The sequence below is a fragment of the Aminobacter sp. P4_D5 genome (assembly GCF_056401815.1).
Map to the genome: position 1 here is coordinate 1 of NZ_JBFUIP010000127.1, position 16,600 is coordinate 16,600.

The 16,600-nt window shown below is 63.8% G+C and carries 14 protein-coding genes; all 14 read right to left on the reverse strand.

Annotated features, from left to right (window positions below):
- Positions 1-279: 279 nt before the first annotated feature.
- A complete protein-coding gene (gene trmB / locus AC1DWF_RS22435; RefSeq protein WP_476785576.1) occupies positions 280-981 on the reverse strand; it encodes a tRNA (guanine(46)-N(7))-methyltransferase TrmB in 702 nt (233 codons plus the stop codon).
- Between the two features lie 16 nt (positions 982-997).
- Positions 998-2,263, reverse strand: a complete 1,266-nt coding sequence (gene metK / locus AC1DWF_RS22440; protein ID WP_476785575.1) for a methionine adenosyltransferase — start codon at positions 2,261-2,263, stop codon at positions 998-1,000.
- Between the two features lie 253 nt (positions 2,264-2,516).
- The gene (locus AC1DWF_RS22445; protein ID WP_476785574.1) at positions 2,517-2,936 is read right to left on the reverse strand and encodes a helix-turn-helix domain-containing protein; all 420 of its coding nucleotides are present in this window, start codon (positions 2,934-2,936) and stop codon (positions 2,517-2,519) included.
- Positions 2,937-3,077: 141 nt separating this feature from the next.
- Positions 3,078-4,670, reverse strand: coding sequence for an apolipoprotein N-acyltransferase (gene lnt / locus AC1DWF_RS22450; protein WP_476788958.1), 1,593 nt, complete (start codon positions 4,668-4,670; stop codon positions 3,078-3,080).
- Positions 4,671-4,757: 87 nt separating this feature from the next.
- The gene (locus AC1DWF_RS22455) at positions 4,758-5,831 is read right to left on the reverse strand and encodes a hemolysin family protein (protein ID WP_476788957.1); all 1,074 of its coding nucleotides are present in this window, start codon (positions 5,829-5,831) and stop codon (positions 4,758-4,760) included.
- Between the two features lie 26 nt (positions 5,832-5,857).
- Positions 5,858-6,370 (reverse strand): rRNA maturation RNase YbeY, encoded by a 513-nt coding sequence (ybeY, locus tag AC1DWF_RS22460; RefSeq protein WP_476788956.1) that lies wholly within the window; start codon positions 6,368-6,370, stop codon positions 5,858-5,860.
- Positions 6,371-6,386: 16 nt separating this feature from the next.
- Positions 6,387-7,379, reverse strand: coding sequence for a PhoH family protein (locus tag AC1DWF_RS22465; RefSeq protein ID WP_476842074.1), 993 nt, complete (start codon positions 7,377-7,379; stop codon positions 6,387-6,389).
- Between the two features lie 74 nt (positions 7,380-7,453).
- The gene (gene miaB, locus AC1DWF_RS22470) at positions 7,454-8,863 is read right to left on the reverse strand and encodes a tRNA (N6-isopentenyl adenosine(37)-C2)-methylthiotransferase MiaB (RefSeq protein ID WP_476788955.1); all 1,410 of its coding nucleotides are present in this window, start codon (positions 8,861-8,863) and stop codon (positions 7,454-7,456) included.
- Positions 8,864-8,905: 42 nt separating this feature from the next.
- Positions 8,906-9,712, reverse strand: coding sequence for a lyso-ornithine lipid O-acyltransferase (gene olsA, locus AC1DWF_RS22475; protein ID WP_476785655.1), 807 nt, complete (start codon positions 9,710-9,712; stop codon positions 8,906-8,908).
- A 35-nt stretch (positions 9,713-9,747) separates the two neighbouring features.
- Positions 9,748-10,236: a GNAT family N-acetyltransferase gene (locus AC1DWF_RS22480; protein ID WP_476785654.1), complete on the reverse strand. Its 489-nt coding sequence runs from the start codon at positions 10,234-10,236 to the stop codon at positions 9,748-9,750.
- Positions 10,233-10,916 (reverse strand): tRNA (adenosine(37)-N6)-threonylcarbamoyltransferase complex dimerization subunit type 1 TsaB, encoded by a 684-nt coding sequence (tsaB, locus tag AC1DWF_RS22485; protein ID WP_476785653.1) that lies wholly within the window; start codon positions 10,914-10,916, stop codon positions 10,233-10,235. Before tsaB ends, AC1DWF_RS22480 begins: the two co-directional genes overlap by 4 nt.
- Positions 10,917-11,179: 263 nt before the next feature.
- Positions 11,180-13,348 (reverse strand): malate synthase G, encoded by a 2,169-nt coding sequence (locus AC1DWF_RS22490; protein WP_476842073.1) that lies wholly within the window; start codon positions 13,346-13,348, stop codon positions 11,180-11,182.
- A 149-nt stretch (positions 13,349-13,497) separates the two neighbouring features.
- Entirely contained in the window at positions 13,498-15,513 is a 2,016-nt protein-coding gene (locus tag AC1DWF_RS22495) for a hydantoinase/oxoprolinase N-terminal domain-containing protein (RefSeq protein ID WP_476784881.1), read from the reverse strand.
- A gap of 95 nt (positions 15,514-15,608) precedes the next feature.
- Positions 15,609-16,238 carry a CDGSH iron-sulfur domain-containing protein gene (locus tag AC1DWF_RS22500; protein ID WP_476784880.1) on the reverse strand — a complete coding sequence of 210 codons (630 nt, stop codon included), beginning with the start codon at positions 16,236-16,238 and terminating at the stop codon, positions 15,609-15,611.
- Positions 16,239-16,600 lie beyond the last annotated feature (362 nt).

Below are 16,600 nucleotides of genomic sequence, written 5' to 3' on the forward strand. Positions count from 1 at the left end.
CAGGACATGAATGTCGAGCCGCTCCTTCGAGACATCGATCCCTACAACGACAAAAGCAGCGTCCATCTTCTCCCATCCTTGCCTAATCGGGCTTCGCTTGCGGCCCTGGCGACTGTTCGGGGTCGATGGAACGGCGGACGAAGACCCAAGCTCTCCCACGGGCTTGGTGTCCCAAAGGAACTTCGGTCTCCCGTCCGCCACCGCACCGCTAACAATAGCAGATGCGGCAACGTTCAAGTTACAAGGGTAGGGGTGAGGGGCAGCTTCTAATGAATGACCCTACACCCTCACGAACGTCAAATACGCCGGGGTGCGGTTTTCACGGATGGCCTTGGCTTCGTAGCGCGTGCGCGTCCAGCCCTCATAAGGCGTGTGCCAATCGCGGGCGTCGGCCGCCTGCCACTCGAAGGCAGGATGGGCGCGGCAATGCTGCAGCGTCCAGTTCACATAGGTGTCGATGTCGGAGGCAAAGCGGAATTTCGCGCCGCTCTTCAGCGCGCGGGCGAAGCGGTCGAGATTGACCGGGCTGACGAAGCGGCGCTTCCAGTGCTTCTTCTTCCGCCACGGGTCGGGATAGAGCAGGTCGATGCCGTCGAGCGAGGCCTCCGGCAGCCAGTCGAGCAGCTGGGTGGCGTCTTCGTCATAGAGGCGGATGTTGGCGAGCGGGTTTTCATCCAGCACCGCCGTCATCTTGGCCATGCCGTTGACGAAAGGCTCGATTCCGATGAAGCCGGTGGCCGGATTGTTCGCGGCGATGTGGCGAAGGTGCTCGCCACCGCCGAAGCCGATCTCCAGCTTGACCTTGGACACCTCGGCTTCAAACATCGTGCGAAGATCGGCAGGGGCGGCCACGCCAAGGTCGATGCCAAGGCGGGCCAGTCCTGTTTCAAGCGCTTCCGCCTGATGCGGGCGGATAGACTTGCCGCGCCGCCGCCCGAAAAAGGCTTCGCTGGTGCGACTGCGGCGCGGTTCCTGTTCCATTGATACCACGGTCGCCTTAGGCGGCGACCGCATCCTTGAGGGCCTTCACCAGGTCGGTCTTTTCCCACGAGAAAGAACCGTCGCGACCGGCCTTGCGGCCAAAATGGCCGTAGGACGAGGTCTTGGCGTAGATCGGCTTGTTGAGATCGAGGTGACGGCGGATGCCCGACGGCGACAGGTCCATGACCTGGCGCAGCGCATCTTCCAGCACCGCCTCGTCGACCTTGCCAGTGCCGTGCAGGTCGACATAGACCGACAGCGGCTGGGCAACGCCGATGGCGTAGGCCAGCTGGATGGTGCAGCGCTCGGCGAGCTTTGCGGCAACCACGTTCTTGGCAAGGTAGCGCGCGGCATAAGCTGCCGAACGGTCGACCTTGGTGGTGTCCTTGCCGGAGAACGCGCCGCCGCCATGCGGGGCAGCGCCGCCGTAGGTGTCGACGATGATCTTGCGGCCGGTCAGGCCTGCGTCGCCGTCAGGACCACCGATGACGAACTTGCCGGTCGGGTTGATGTACCAGTTGCAGTCGTTGGCGATCTCGAGGCCGTCAAGGGCTTCGCGGATGTAGGGCTCGACGACCTTGCGGACCTTGCCCGAATCCCAGCTGCCGTCGAGGTGCTGGGTCGAAAGCACGATCTGCGTGACCTCGTGGGCCTTGCCGTCCTGGTAGCGCACGGTGACCTGGCTCTTGGCGTCGGGGCCGAGCTTGCCGGCGTCGCCCTTGTTCTCGTGGCGGGCAGAAGCCAGCAGTTCGAGGATCTTGTGGCTGTAGTAGATCGGCGCCGGCATCAGATCCGGCGTCTCGCGGCAGGCATAACCGAACATGATGCCCTGGTCGCCCGCGCCCTCTTCGCCCTGGCGGTCGGAAGCGCTGTCGACGCCCTGGCCGATGTCGGGCGACTGGCCGTGCAGCAGCACGTCGATGCGCGCGGTCTTCCAGTGGAAGCCGGCCTGCTCGTAGCCGATCGCGCGGATGGCCTTGCGAGCCACCGCTTTGAACTTGGACGGATTGACGACCGGATGGCCGGCTGCGTCCTTCACGATCTGGCCGTTCTTGTCTTTCTTGAGCAGCGTGTCGGGCACGCGAACTTCGCCGGCGATCACAACGCGGTTGGTGGTTGCCAGAGTTTCACAGGCAACGCGGACCTTCCACGGATCCATGCCAGTCTTTTTGGCTTCACGGTAGACGAGATCGACGATCTCATCGGAAATGCGGTCGCACACCTTATCGGGGTGGCCTTCGGATACGGACTCGGAGGTGAAGAGATAATTCTGCCGCTGCACGGGATGTCCCCTCTGGAAAGCGATCGGCGCGATGCCGATCTTTGGCGCGACACGTGTTAGCGAAGCCTGCCAGACCTCGTCAAGCAGGCTTTCGTCGCGGAAGGCTTGTTATTGCAAGAGCGTGGCGACGGCGCATCGCCGTCGCACTGCGCATCTGCCTGAATATCGGAGCCGATTTTCAGAACGCATGATGCGAAGTTTCAAACACTTAGAGCGTCCTTTGTGCGTCCATTCGGGCGCACGCGCTCTGGCATTACTGCTCTTCGTCGTCGGCCAGGACCTTGGCCAATTCAATGACTTTGCGCCGAATTTTGGGGTTGGAAATCCGGGCAAAGGCGCGGTTGAGCTGCAGGCCTTCGGCGCTGCTGAGAAAATTGACCACGAAGGAGGTGGAAGAATCTTCCGCCAGTCCCTTGTGATCGATGCCTTCAGCCCCCGGGGCGTCCTCGAAGAAGAAGGCAACCGGAACGCTGAGGATCGAAGCGATTGCCTGAAGGCGACTCGCTCCGACGCGGTTTGTTCCCTTTTCGTATTTCTGGATTTGCTGGAAGGTAATCCCTAGGCTTTCTCCAAGCTTTTCCTGGCTCATTCCCAACATGTTGCGTCGCAGGCGAATTCTACCGCCGACGTATACGTCGGTCGGATTTGGTTTCTTCTTGTTTTCTTTTTCCACTGTCTTTCCTCGCCGGATTTTCCCAGCTTATTTTTTGGGCAGATAACCCACTTCAGGGCAAATTATAACGCTCGGATCTGAACGCCGATTGGCGCAGCATCTCGCCGCGYGGGGGCATATGAGTTTCTAACAACCGCAGTGTCAATTCGCCCTGAGCCTCTGCCTGAGCTTCAAGCCACTTGCCGCAACGGCAATCACGAACATGATCAGGAAACCGTTAACACGCGAAAGCGGCGTCGAGGTGGCGCCAGCGGCGGCCACCGGAAGCGAGAAATCGATGGTGCCGCGAACATTCATCGCAAGTGCATCCACAACTCGCCCGCTTGGGTCGACAATGCCGGAAATTCCTGTGTTGGCCGCGCGCAGGACCGGCAACCCGTTTTCAACCGCGCGGATCTGCGACTGCCGGAAATGCTGATACGGACCCGGAGTATCGCCAAACCACGCGTCGTTGGTGACGTTTACCATAATCTGAGTTGACGCCGCGTCAACTGCAACTAGACGGGGAAAAATTATTTCATAACAGACGAATGCCGCCGCCTTCAGACCGCCAGGCAGGTCGAGCGGCCGGCGGCTGGTGCCAGCGGTGAAATTCATCGGCCCGGCGACAAGTTGAGTGAGCCCGATGCGCTCCATCAGGCCGGCGAACGGAATATATTCGCCGAAGGGAACAAGGTGGACCTTGTCGACAGCATCAACGATCTCGCCCTTGTCGTTGATGCTGACGACGGAATTGTAATAGCGGGCTTCGGCGTCGGCTGACGATTCGCCTTCCTCGCGCACAGTGCCAGCCATCAGCATCTGGCCTTCGGCCAGCATGTCGCCGATCGCCACCAGCGCGTCGGGCCGCTCGGTGAACAGGAACGGCACCGACGTCTCGGGCCACACGATCAGGTCGGGCTTCTTGGCGCCCGGTTTCGGTGGTTCGGCCGACAGCTGCAGCATGCCGGCAAAGATGCGGTCGCGGACACGGCCATCCCATTTTTCGCTGAGGTCGATATTGGGCTGGACGAGACGGACATTGATCGTCCCGCCAGCCGGCGCGGCAGGCACCGCCAGCCTGTAATAGCCGTAGGCGGCGTGGGCTGCGACCAGCACAGCCGCCAGCGAAAAGCCAAGCTTGAGATTGCGCCGGTCGGCGAGCAGTGCCGGCATGGCGAAGACGAAGACGGCCAGCACGTTCATACCGGTGACGCCGACCACCGCCACGCTCTGCATGAACAGCGGCACGGGCATGGCGGCAAAGCCCAGCGGGTTCCACGGAAAGCCGGTGAACAGGAAGGTGCGCAGCCATTCGGCCAGGCCGAAGGCGAAGGCGAGTGCCGCAATACGGCCGATGCCGTCGCTCCACAACAGCCGGGCCAATGCGGCGGCAAAGCCATAGAAGAAGGCCAGAATCAGCGGAATGCCGACGACGGCAAACGGCAGCGCCCAGGCAAAACTCTCGGCTTCGACCAAAAGTGCGCCACCAACCCACCACAGCCCCGCGAGGAAATAGCCGAAGCCGAACCACCAGCCAGTGACGAAGGCTGGCATGAGGCGGCGCAGCAAGCCAGCGGGCCTGTCGGCGACAGCACCGTCAAGCAGCCACACCAGGACCGGGAAAGACACGAAGCAGGCGGCGAAAAAGTCATAGGGCGCTTGGCCCAGAACGGCGAAGGCGCCGGCCACAAAGGCGACCAGCGCTCTTTTCCATCCCCACAGCAGAATTATCCGCCCAGCGTGGCGCTCCATCCGTGCCCCTCTCCCAGAATCACGGATCGAAGGTGTAGCAGCACCGCAAGGCGGCACCAAATGGCGGACCGCCTCGGCAGGCCAGGCTCACGCCTGTTCAGCCTTGGCGCGGCGGCGGCGCTCGCTCTTCAAGCTATGGACGATGCGCACGCGCTTGACGCGGCGCGGGTCGGCGTCGAGGACGTGGAACTCGAAGCCTGGGATCGCCTGCACGACTTCGCCCCGCGCCGGCACGCGGCCGAGCGCATTGAAGATCATGCCACCGATCGTATCGACATATTCGCTGTGTTCGCCGGGCGAGAATTCCGAGCCCAGGACCTTGGCGACCTCCTCGATCTCAGCCTTGCCGTCGACGACATAAACGCCGTCTCCCGCCTGGGTGATCATCGGCTCGTCGTCATCATGCTCGTCTTCGATGTCGCCGACGACCATCTCGACGATGTCTTCGAGCGAAACCAGCCCGTCGGTGCCGCCATACTCGTCAATGACCAGCGCCATCTGGGTGCGCGTCGCCTGCATGCGGGTCATCAGGTCGGAGGCCAGCATGGACGGCGGCACAAACAGCACCGTGCGGATGAGATTCAACTCGCCGATGTTGCGCTTGAGATCGACCTGCGCGAGGTCGATCTGCACGTCGGTGGGCTGCGCCTTGCGTGCCCTGCCCTTCTTGACGCGCGCCCCACGGGTGATGTGGGCGAGCACGTCGCGGATGTGGACCATGCCGCGCGGATCATCGAGGGTCTCGACATAGACGGGCATGCGCGAATGGCCTGATTGTTCGAATACGACAAGCAGTTCGCCAAGCGTGGTCGAGAGCTCGATCGCCTCGATGTCGGCGCGCGGCACCATGACGTCCTCGACCCTGACTTCGCGGAGCCTGAGGATGTTGTTGAGCATGGCGCGTTCGCCAGGCGAAAACGAATCGGCGTCGCTGCCGGTCGTTTCGGCCAGCGCGTCGACAATTTCCTCACGGATATTGGTGCCATTGCTGCGGTGACGGAATAGCCTGGTCAACCGCTCAATGAAGGATGGCCGTTCGGCCTGGGGGTCGTGCGTCGCGGGTAACGGCGCACTGCTACTAGGTCCGTCCTCGTTCTGGTCGGAGGCCTTTGCCGCGGTTCCCGTTTCGGGCGTGGCGGCAGTCTCTGTTTTGTCGTTCATCGTCTTCCGGTCGTTGATCGCCCCTGTTACGCGTAGGGATCGGGAATGGCAAGCCTCGCCAGAGCCTGACGCTCCAGGGCCTCCATCTCCTCGGCTTCCTCGTCGGTCTCGTGATCATACCCCAAAAGATGCAGGAATCCGTGGATTATGAGGTGGGTGATGTGGTTTTCGAGCGGCTTTTGTTCAAGCTCGGCCTCGCGCACCACCGTCTCATAGGCCAAAACGATGTCGCCGAGCATCGGCGGCAGCGGGTCGCCCGGCGCCATGGGGAAGGCTGGAAACGACAATACATTGGTCGGCTTGTCTTTTTGACGCCATTCGGCGTTGAGGCTCTGGATGGCGTCGTCGTCAGTGAAAACCAGGCTCAGCTCGACGCCATCGACGGCCTCCACCTCGGCCTCGGCCAGGGCCGCGGGCACGGCACGGTCGACCAGCGCCCTCAACGCATCTTCACTTGGCCAAGCGCCTTCCTCGATCATCAGGTCGATGTCGAGGCCGCCCTCCGCGACGGAGGACGCCGGTGTCTTCTTGTCAGGCATCACCAAACCGTTCCGATCAACCCTCGGTGCCAAGGCCGCGCGCGACCTTGCCGTCACGGTCATAGGCCCTGACGATCTCGGCGACGAGCGGGTGGCGAACCACGTCGGTGTCGTTGAAGCGCACAGTCACGGCACCCGGCACACCGTCAAGGATGCGCAAAGCTTCGACCAGGCCCGACTTGGTGTTGGGCGGCAGGTCGATCTGGGTCGGGTCGCCGGTAACGATCATGCGCGACCCCTCACCGAGACGCGTCAGGAACATCTTCATCTGCATCGAGGTGGTGTTCTGCGCCTCGTCGAGGATGACGGCGGCGTGCGCCAGCGTGCGGCCGCGCATGAAGGCAAGCGGGGCGATCTCGATGACCTCTGCGGCAATGGCGCGCTCGACCTTGTCGGCCGGCATCATGTCGTAGAGCGCGTCRTAGAGCGGRCGSAGATAGGGATCGACCTTYTCCTTCATGTCGCCGGGCAGGAAGCCGAGGCGTTCACCCGCTTCCACCGCCGGACGCGAAAGGATGATGCGTTCGACCATGCCGCGTTCGAGCAGCATGGCGGCATGCGCCACCGCGAGATAGGTCTTGCCGGTACCAGCCGRGCCGATGCCGAACACCAGCTCCGACCGCTCGAGCGCGCGCATATAGGCGTCCTGGTTGAGCGAGCGGGCATAGATGGTGCGCTTGCGCGTCGAGATCTGGGCAGCCGCCATCTTGCCCTTGCGCTCAAGTGTCGGCAGCGTCAGCTGGTCGTCGGGGGCAACCGCCATGCGCACAGCACCATCAACGTCGGACTGGGCCACTTCGCCGCCTTTCTGCAGGATGGCATAAAGATGATCGAGCGCGCGGCGCGCCTGTTCGGCTGACGTGGCGCTGCCCTTGATGGTCAGCTGGTTGCCGCGCGAGTGAATATCGACGCCGAGTTTCTGTTCGAGACGGGCCAGGTTCTCGTCGAACTGGCCATAAAGCGCACTGGCTAGCTTGTTGTTGTCGAAGGTCAGTACGATGTGCGCCATGTCAGACGCCCCGGAGGGCAGGTTCTTGAGTTCAGCAGCGCTCAACCGTCTCTCCTCATCTGCCGTACGGCCGCTCAGGCCGTTTCGGCGAACAGGCTGTTGGTGCCTGTCTTCGTGATTCGCACATTGATAATGTCACCGATTTCGCCGGCCTTTTCATCAACAATAACGGGCTGCAGCCAAGGTGAGCGTCCGACGATCTGTCCAGGCTCGCGGCCGGGCTTTTCGATCAGCGTCGAGATGGTCTGTCCGACCAGCCCGTCGGCGAAGGCGTGCTGCTGTTGGGTGATCAACTGCTGCAGCCTTTGCAGCCGTTCGTCCTTGATCTTTTCCTCGACATGGCCGTCCATCTCCGCACCCGGCGTTCCCGGACGCGGCGAATATTTGAACGAATAAGCCGAGGCATAGTTGGTGGCTCGCACGATCTCCATCGTAGCCTCGAAATCCTCATCCGTCTCGCCCGGAAAACCGACGATGAAATCGCCTGACATGGCGATGTCGGGGCGTGCGGCGCGGATGCGCTCGATCAGCTTGAGATAGTCGGCCGCCGTATGCCTCCGGTTCATCGCCTTCAGGATGCGGTCGGAGCCCGACTGCACCGGCAGATGCAGGTAAGGCATCAGCGCGCCCAAATCGCGATGGGCCGCTATCAGCTCGTCGTCCATGTCGCGCGGATGGCTGGTGGTGTAGCGCAGCCTGGCAATGCCGGGGATTTCGGCGAGACGATAAAGCAGCCGCCCAAGGCCCCATTCCTTGCCGTCGGCGCCTTCGCCATGCCAGGCGTTGACGTTCTGGCCCAGCAGCGTGACTTCGCGCACGCCCGCCTCGGCCAGTCGTTCGGCTTCGGTGACGATCTGAGCGACCGAGCGCGACACTTCCGAGCCCCTGGTATAGGGCACCACGCAGAAGGTGCAGAACTTGTCGCAACCCTCCTGCACGGTCAGGAAAGCGGTGACGCCGCGCTTGGCGACCTCGGATTTGCGTGGCTGCGGCAGGTGCTCGAACTTGTCTTCGAGCGAATATTCGGTTTCGACCACCTTCTGCCCGCCGCGCGCCCTGCGCACGACTTCCGGCAGGCGATGATAGGTCTGAGGACCAACGACCAGGTCGACAGCCGAAGCACGGCGAAGGATTTCGCGGCCTTCGGCCTGGGCGACGCAACCGGTGACGCCGACGATCAATTCGCGCCCGCTCTCAGCCCGCTCGGCCTTGAGTTTGCCCAGGCGGCCCAGCTGCGAATAGACCTTCTCCGCTGCCTTTTCGCGGATGTGGCAGGTGTTGAGCAAAATGAGGTCGGCTTCTTCGATGGTCTCGGTCGCCGCATAGCCGTCGGCGGCGAGCGCATCGCTCATGCGCTGCGAGTCGTAGACATTCATCTGGCAGCCATAGGTCTTGATGAAGACCTTCTTGGCAGCGCCCGTTGCCGTCGAGGCCAGTTCCGCTGAGCTTGCCGGGACTATGGTAGAGATATCGTCGAGTTCCATGCGGCGCCTCATAGCGCCTTTCCGAGGCAAAAAACAGCCAGTTTAGGCCGAACGCGCCGGCACCGGCGGCGCGAGCGATTGCAGCATCATTTCGCGCACCCGCTCTTCCATCAGCCGGGTCGCTTCCTTGCGGCTCGACTTGGCCGAAAAATCGATCGGCTCGCCGAAGCGGATTTCGACGTCGAGCCCGCCTTCGGCCAGCAACTGTTTGATATGCGGCACCAGATCCATGTCGCCGATCCAGCTGGCGATTGGGCGGTGCTGGCGGCCCAGCGGGATGCCATGGATGCGGGTATAGGCGATCGATACCGGCTGGATCACGACATGCTCGGCGGCACCCTCGGCAATCGCCATCGAAGCCGCACCAAACAGCGTGCTCTTGAACGGCAGCAAAAGGTTCCCGTCGCCAGTGCTGCCTTCGGCAAACAGCACCACGGCATTGCCGGCGGCAAGGCGCTGGGCGATCTCACTGGCCTGGTCGCCCGACTTGCGCTTGCGCTCGCGCTCGATGAACACGGTGCGCTGGAGACGCGACAGAAAGCCGAAGATCGGCCAGCCGTTCAGCTCCGACTTGGCGATGAAGGTGACATCGACCAGCGAGCCGAGCGCCATGATATCGGTCCAGGAAATGTGGTTGGACGCGATCATCAACGGCCGGGTCTCGACCATCCGGCCTACCATGCGCACGCGCATGCCGAGCGCTCTTAGCATGGCGCGGTGCCAGATCTTCAGGATCACGGTTTCCGGCCACAGGCCGGTCTTCATCGAGATGACCTGCAGTGGCACAAGCACCAGTGAGGCCGCAACCATCCAAGAGAGCGCGAGCCCCGTACGGATCTTTCCGATCATGTAGTGCTCGACGCCTTTTTTAACTGGGCTTCTGGCTAGCGAAGATCGAGCCGCATGACAAGCGCACCGGTCGCCCCTTGCGCCGACTGGTAATAATTCGGGCGCTTGCCGACCTCATGAAAGCCGAAGCGGCGATAAAGGCCGATCGCCGGCGCATTGGTCTCATCTACTTCGAGGAACAGCGCCTCGGCGCGCTGGGCATGCAGTTCGCGCAGCACGGCATCCATCAGCCGCCAGCCCAGGCCGTGCCTGCGATGCGACCGCGAAACCGCGATGGTGAGGATTTCGGCCTCGCCCGCCGCCAGCCGCGCCAGCACGAAGGCAATCGGGGCCTCATTGCCGTGGCCGGTTTCGCGCACGGCAAAACCGAAGACGGTGTCCTGCTCAAGCAGCGACGAAAACTCGTCACCGGACCACGGACGTACAAAATCCTCGCGATGAAGCGGTGCCAATGCCGGGCTGTCATCGCGTGAAAGCGGCTGGAGCGCATAGTCGCGGCGCAACGGCCAGAACGGAAGCTTCATTTCTGTTCCCTCGGCAGCACAAACCCAGCCTGCGGCTTGGCATCAGGCGCCCGAAGATAGACCGGCTTCGGCCGCTCACCTGGCTCTTTGCCGGCAGCGAGGCGCGCATAGGTGCCGATGTCGGCAGTCGCACGCAGCGGGCCGAAGGCGAACGCCTTGTCGACCACGACCGCATCGGCGACAAGCTGAGCTGCGGTGCCGGCCAATGCCATCTGCCCAGACGCGGCGATCTCGGCGGCCTCGGCCAGGCTCAGAACCGCCGGCTCCCGCAAGACGTGGCCGGTCTCATCATAGAGCGCCGCATGGATTTCCTCGCGCCCGGCATCGAGTGCGGCGAGCACGGCTATAGGACCGAGCGCATCGCGCGTTTCCTGGGCGAGCGCTTCCAGCGTGGTGACACCAACCGCCGGGATTTTCAGCGCCAGCGAAAAGCCGCGTGCGGCTGAGACGCCGACACGCACGCCGGTGAACGAGCCCGGGCCGGTGGACACGGCGATAAGTCCGAGATCGGCATAAGCGATACCTGCCTGCCCAAGCGCTTCTTCCACCACGCCCATCAGGTGCTCGGCATGGCCCTTGCCGAGGTCGCGCACGCAGCGGCCGAGTTCCTTGGCAGCACCGGTGTCGTAGACAGAGGCGGCACAGAGGCTTGCGGCACAATCGATGGCGAGGAGGGTCATGGGCGACGCCCTGCAATGGTGAGGAAATCACAGTGCTTGTGCACGCCCCCCTCTGGCCTGCCGGCCATCTCCCCCTCAAGGGGGGAGATCAGGAGCTTTGGCTGCGGCGTCCGTCCATCGGAGGACGTGGTTGGCGACATCAGCGGGTTTGGGTGATCTCCCCCCTTGAGGGGGAGATGGCCGGCAGGCCAGAGGGGGGTGGGACGGGACTCGATCATGGATATCAGACTACCACGTCCTACCAAGCATTTGGCACTGAAGGGTTATCCCCGCGCCTGCGCCTTCAACTCGAGCCTGCGCTTGTGCAGGACCGGTTCGGTGTAGCCGTTGGGCTGGGCGCGGCCTTCAAAGACGAGGTCGCAAGCGGCGCGGAAGGCGATCGACTGGTCGAAGTCGGGCGCCATCGGGCGATAGAGCGGATCGCCGACATTCTGGCGGTCGACGATCGCCGCCATGCGCTGGAGCGAGTCCATCACCTGGATATGCGAGCAGACATCGTGGCGCAGCCAGTTGGCGATGTGCTGGGAGGAGATGCGCAAGGTGGCGCGGTCTTCCATCAGCCCGATGTCGTTGATGTCGGGCACCTTCGAGCAGCCGACGCCCTGGTCGATCCAGCGCACGACATAGCCCAGGATGCCTTGCGCGTTGTTGTCGAGCTCGCGCTGGATTTCGTCGGGCGTCCAGTTGGGGCGGACAACGACAGGTACCGACAAGATGTCGTCGAGGCGCGCCTTGGGCCGCGACTTCAGCTCGGCCTGCACCTGGTGAACGTCGACCTTGTGGTAGTGGGTGGCATGCAGCGTCGCCGCCGTCGGCGACGGCACCCAGGCGGTGTTGGCGCCGGCTTTCGGGTGAGCGATCTTCTGCTCCAGCATCGCGGCCATSRSRTCGGGCATSGCCCACATGCCCTTGCCGATCTGGGCATGGCCCGAGAGACCGCATTCAAGCCCGGTGTCGACGTTCCAGGCCTCGTAGGCCGAGATCCACGGCGCCTGCTTCATGTCGCCCTTGCGCACCATGGGGCCGGCTTCCATCGAGGTGTGGATTTCGTCGCCGGTGCGGTCGAGGAAGCCGGTGTTGATGAACACCACACGTTCCTTGGCGGCACGGATGCACTCCTTGAGGTTGATGGTTGTGCGCCGCTCCTCGTCCATGATGCCCATCTTGATGGTCTTTTTGGGCATGCCGACCAGGCGCTCGACGCGGTCGAAGATCTCGACGGCGAAGGCGACTTCCTCGGGGCCATGCATCTTCGGCTTGACGACATACATCGAGCCCGCACGGCTGTTCATGCGCCGGCCATTGGCGCCGACGTCGTGCAGCGCGATCAGTGCGGTGATCGCCGCATCCATGATGCCTTCGGGCACCTGGTTACCGTCGCGGTCGAGGATTGCAGGATTGGTCATCAGGTGGCCGACATTGCGCACCAGCATCAGCGAACGCCCAGGCAGCGAAACGGTGCCGCCATCGGGGCCGGTGTAGGAACGGTCGCCGTTGAGCTTGCGGGTGACTGCTTTGCCGCCCTTGTCGAAGGTCTCGGACAGGTCGCCGCGCATCAGGCCGAGCCAGTTGCGGTAAACCACGACCTTGTCTTCGGCGTCGACGGCGGCGACCGAATCCTCGCAGTCCTGGATGGTGGTGAGCGCAGACTCCAGCACCATGTCGGAGATGCCGGCGGGATCGGTCTTGCCGATCGCGCTGCCTCGGTCGATCACCACTTCGACATGCAGGCCATTCTTGGCCAGCACCACCGCATCGGGATTCTCCTCACCACGATAGCCGACGAACTGGTTTGCATCGCGCAGCGCCACCGAACCGGAAGCAGCGGCAATTACCAGCTTGCCATCAACAATCGAAAGCCCAGTCACGTCGGCCCAGCTGCCAGACGCCAGCGGCGCGGATTCATCCAGAAACGCCTTGGCCCAGACGATGACCTTGGCCCCGCGCTTGGGGTTGTAACCCTTGGTCTTCTCGGCGCCATCGGCATCCGAAATCGCATCGGTGCCGTAAAGCGCATCGTAGAGCGAACCCCAGCGCGCATTGGCSGCGTTCAGCGCRTARCGCGCRTTSWTSACMGGCACGACCAGCTGCGGGCCGGCGACGGTGGCGATCTCGGCATCGACATTGTCGGTGGTGACAGCAAACGCCGGGCCTTCGGGCACGAGGTAGCCGATCTCGCTCAAGAACGCCTTGTAGGCGGCCATGTCGTGCGGCGCGCCATGCTTGCGGTACCAGGCATCGAGCTTGAGCTGGAAGTCGTCGCGCTTTTCGAGCAGCGCCCGGTTCTTCGGGCCGAGATCATGCACGATCTGAGCAAACCCCTCCCAGAACTTCGCAACATCGACCCCAGTCCCCGGCAATGCCTCCGCAACAACAAAGTCGTGAAGTTCGCGGGATATGCGAAGGCCGAAAAGCTCAACGAGGTCGGTCATAATATAAGCTCCAAAATTCCGGCGCCACTGCGGCGGTCAAAACAAGGTTTTCGGGCGTTTGGCACGCAAAGTGCGCAGGGTCAATTCGTGCAATGCTGCGAGGCGCCATTTGACTTGGCGCCTATCGCCGCAGCGAATCGGTTTAGCCGTCAGACCGCTATCCGGGGACGGCCTGCGGCAATCGCCACGACATGCGCCTCGATGAACATACGCTGCCCCTCGACCGTCGACACGTTTATCTCGGTAGCGATCTCGACCTCGGCCGTATCGGTGCCGGCATCGCTGGCGCGAACGGCAACGATGGCGCGCGCCTCGGCTTCGGCTGCTGCCATCGCACTTTCCTCATCAACGAAGTCGCGCAGGATTTCACCTACCGAAAGCCGGAACAGCCCTTCCTTGGGCTGGCTGACACGCGCCTCGGCCGTCACGCGCACCTGTCCGACCACGGCACCGAGTGCGTTGGCAACGTCGGTATCCTCAGGCACTACGCATTCATTGCCGACCAGGGGCGGCAAGCCGGCATAGTGTAGGGGCGCCGAGGCGCCCAACCCAATGACCGGCCGGTCGAGCGCGACCGACAACCGGGCGATGCCTTCGTGGCCATCGACTGCACGCTGGACCAGAGCGTGAGCGACGGTCGCCGCACCATCGAGCCCGTCCTCGGCGAATGCCGTTTCCAAGATGACTTCGGCAGAGATGCGGGTGAGCGTTGCCAGCACGCGCTCGGACAATGCTTCGGGGGTCGCTGCGATCGGCTGGCCGCGTCCATCGCGCTTGCGGGCAAAAAGCTCGGCACCAAGACGAGCGGCGGTTTCATCCCAATTAGCCTGCCTGCCCAACACATGGGCGGCATCGGAGGGGGTGAAGCCACAGACATGGACCAGCCCGCGCGACACCAGGCGGTTGAGTGTGGCGCTTTGGGCATTGGAGGTCAAAAGCCGGTCGATGGGCAGCGGCACCGCGGTGATCGTGTCGTAGAGCTTAGCCTCGGGCGCCGTCAGGCCAGCGGCGAGATGTTCCGGCACACCGGTGCGGACGGCGAAGCGGCCATCCATGCGGCCCGGATTGGGAGCGCGCAGCTGGCGTTCCAGTTCGCTCGTCACCGCCTCGCCATGCATCATGCCGGCGAGCGCCAGCGGCACCAGACGGCGCGGCCCAAGCGACATTTTTGGCTTCAGGCCGCCGTCTTCCAGCGTCACTTCCGAATCGCCACCGAGGCCGAAGGTGCGCATCGCAACCGCCTCGACCATGGTGCGGAAACCACCGACGGTGGCGCCTTCGGGGTCGAGCCGGGGGCGGCCGTGGTCGAGCACGGCGACGTCGGTTGTGGTGCCGCCGATGTCGGAGACGACCGCGTTGTCGAGCCCGGTCATGTAGCGGGCGCCGACGAGGCTCGCGGCGGGCCCCGACAGGATAGTCTCGATCGGGCGCTGGCGGGCGAATTCGGCCGACACCAGCGCGCCGTCGCCGCGCACCACCATCAGCGGCGCCTTGATCTTGCGTTGCTCCAGGAAGCCCTCGGTTGCGGCAACAAGGCGATCGATCATCGAGATCAGGCGGGCGTTGAGCAGCGTCGTCAGCGCCCGGCGCGGGCCGCCGAGTTTGGAAGAAAGCTCGTGGCTTGCTGTCACCGGCAGGCCGGTCTTCTGGCGGATCAGGTCGCGCGCGGCGATCTCATGCGCCGGGTTGCGGGTGGCGAAGTAGGCGCAGACGGCAAAGCCCGAGACGGATTTCGCCAGTTCCGGCAATGCTGCCTCAAGCTCGGCCAGTTCAAGCGTGCGGGCATTGCCGTGTACGTCGTGGCCGCCGGGGCACAGCACCAGCGGATCGGAGCCGAGCGCGGTCTTGAGGCCATCGCGGGAAAGGTCGGCCTCGGAAAAGCCGATCATCACCAGCGCCACGCGTCCGCCCTGGCCCTCGACCAGCGCGTTGGTGGCGAGCGTCGTCGACATCGACACCAGCTTGATGGCGGCGGGGTCGACATGGGCCTTGTCCAGCACCGCGTCGACCGCGCCCGAAATGCCGACCGCCAGGTCGTGGCGGGTGGTCAGCGCCTTGGCCTTGGCGACGACGCCGTGATCCTCGGACCACAAAACGGCGTCGGTGTAGGTGCCGCCGGTGTCGATGCCGAGGAACAGGGGCTGCGGGCGAGATCTGGCGTTCATTCGCTGGTGGTCCGGGGCTTTTTCCAACTGTCCCGCTCTAGCCGATATGGCCGGCAAAGGGAAACCGGCCAGCGCTGGCTATCGACCGGGTCAGCCTACGCCACGAAACCGATCTTCTTGTGCGTGCTGTCGCAGAACGGCTTGTTGGCCGAATGGCCGCAGCGGCACAGGAAAACCTTGGTCGTGCGCTCGACGGTGTGGCCGGTGCCGGTGACGATCTCGATATTGCCTTCAAGCTTGAGGCTGCCATTGGGCTGCGGGGTGATGACCAGCGGGCCGTCACGCGCGGCGAGCGGCTGGGATTCCTTGAGCGGCGGCTCGCCGGTTGCGGCAAAGCCAGTCTTGCTGTGGCTGCCGTCGCAAAACGGCTTGTTCTGGGACGCGCCGCAGCGGCACAGCGTGGCGCGATGAAAGGTCTCGCCGCCGAGCACGATCTCGGCATGGACGGCCAGCGGGCCGTTCTCGCGCACCCGCACGATGTTGACGACCGGCGGCGCCTCCTGCTGCCCGCCGTCCTTGCGGCGATAGGTGATCGCGCCCGAGGGGCAGCTTTCGGCGATCGCCACGATCTGCTCGACCGAGGCCGCGTTGGGGTGGATCCACTCGCCCGGCGCGTTGGGCTCGAAGACATGCGGATTGCCGAGCACGCAGTTGCGCGAATGGATGCAGCGGCGACCGGAGAACCCGACATCGATCTTCTCGCCCTCGACCGTGCCCTTGGACATTTCGTTCCGCTGCCTCCGTGCTCGGATGCCGAGCTTATCGCTGCGGCGGACGCTGGCAAGGGTCATTGCGCAATCCGCTCAGCCCTTCGCTGTCGCTTCGGGCGTTCGTTGCTCGAAAAGCCGAGCAATTGGCTTTTCGTCCGCTGCGCGGACCGCTTCTCACCCCATCCGGCGATTTCTGTCTCCGCCCGTTCCGCTTCCGCGGACCGCCTGGCGGGCATTATCGCCCGTTCGGCAGCCCCACTAGCGCTCGTCCAGCGCACCCCGGGCGTGGTCCCGGGAGGGGWACCTTTTGGCGGAGCCTCCCCGGGCGGCGGGTACGTCAACCCGCTGCCGGAGGCGCCGGTTCCTCCCCACTGACC

What these genes read in the sequence shown, in the direction of transcription:
- tsaB (WP_476785653.1), bottom strand. Translation starts at nt 10,916, where the DNA reads ATGACCCTCCTCGCCATCGATTGTGCCGCAAGCCTCTGTGCCGCCTCT.
- trmB (WP_476785576.1), bottom strand. Translation starts at nt 981, where the DNA reads ATGGAACAGGAACCGCGCCGCAGTCGCACCAGCGAAGCCTTTTTCGGG.
- AC1DWF_RS22495 (WP_476784881.1), bottom strand. Translation starts at nt 15,513, where the DNA reads ATGAACGCCAGATCTCGCCCGCAGCCCCTGTTCCTCGGCATCGACACC.
- AC1DWF_RS22455 (WP_476788957.1), bottom strand. Translation starts at nt 5,831, where the DNA reads ATGAACGACAAAACAGAGACTGCCGCCACGCCCGAAACGGGAACCGCG.
- AC1DWF_RS22480 (WP_476785654.1), bottom strand. Translation starts at nt 10,236, where the DNA reads ATGAAGCTTCCGTTCTGGCCGTTGCGCCGCGACTATGCGCTCCAGCCG.
- AC1DWF_RS22500 (WP_476784880.1), bottom strand. Translation starts at nt 16,238, where the DNA reads ATGTCCAAGGGCACGGTCGAGGGCGAGAAGATCGATGTCGGGTTCTCC.
- miaB (WP_476788955.1), bottom strand. Translation starts at nt 8,863, where the DNA reads ATGGAACTCGACGATATCTCTACCATAGTCCCGGCAAGCTCAGCGGAA.
- ybeY (WP_476788956.1), bottom strand. Translation starts at nt 6,370, where the DNA reads ATGCCTGACAAGAAGACACCGGCGTCCTCCGTCGCGGAGGGCGGCCTC.
- olsA (WP_476785655.1), bottom strand. Translation starts at nt 9,712, where the DNA reads ATGATCGGAAAGATCCGTACGGGGCTCGCGCTCTCTTGGATGGTTGCG.
- lnt (WP_476788958.1), bottom strand. Translation starts at nt 4,670, where the DNA reads ATGGAGCGCCACGCTGGGCGGATAATTCTGCTGTGGGGATGGAAAAGA.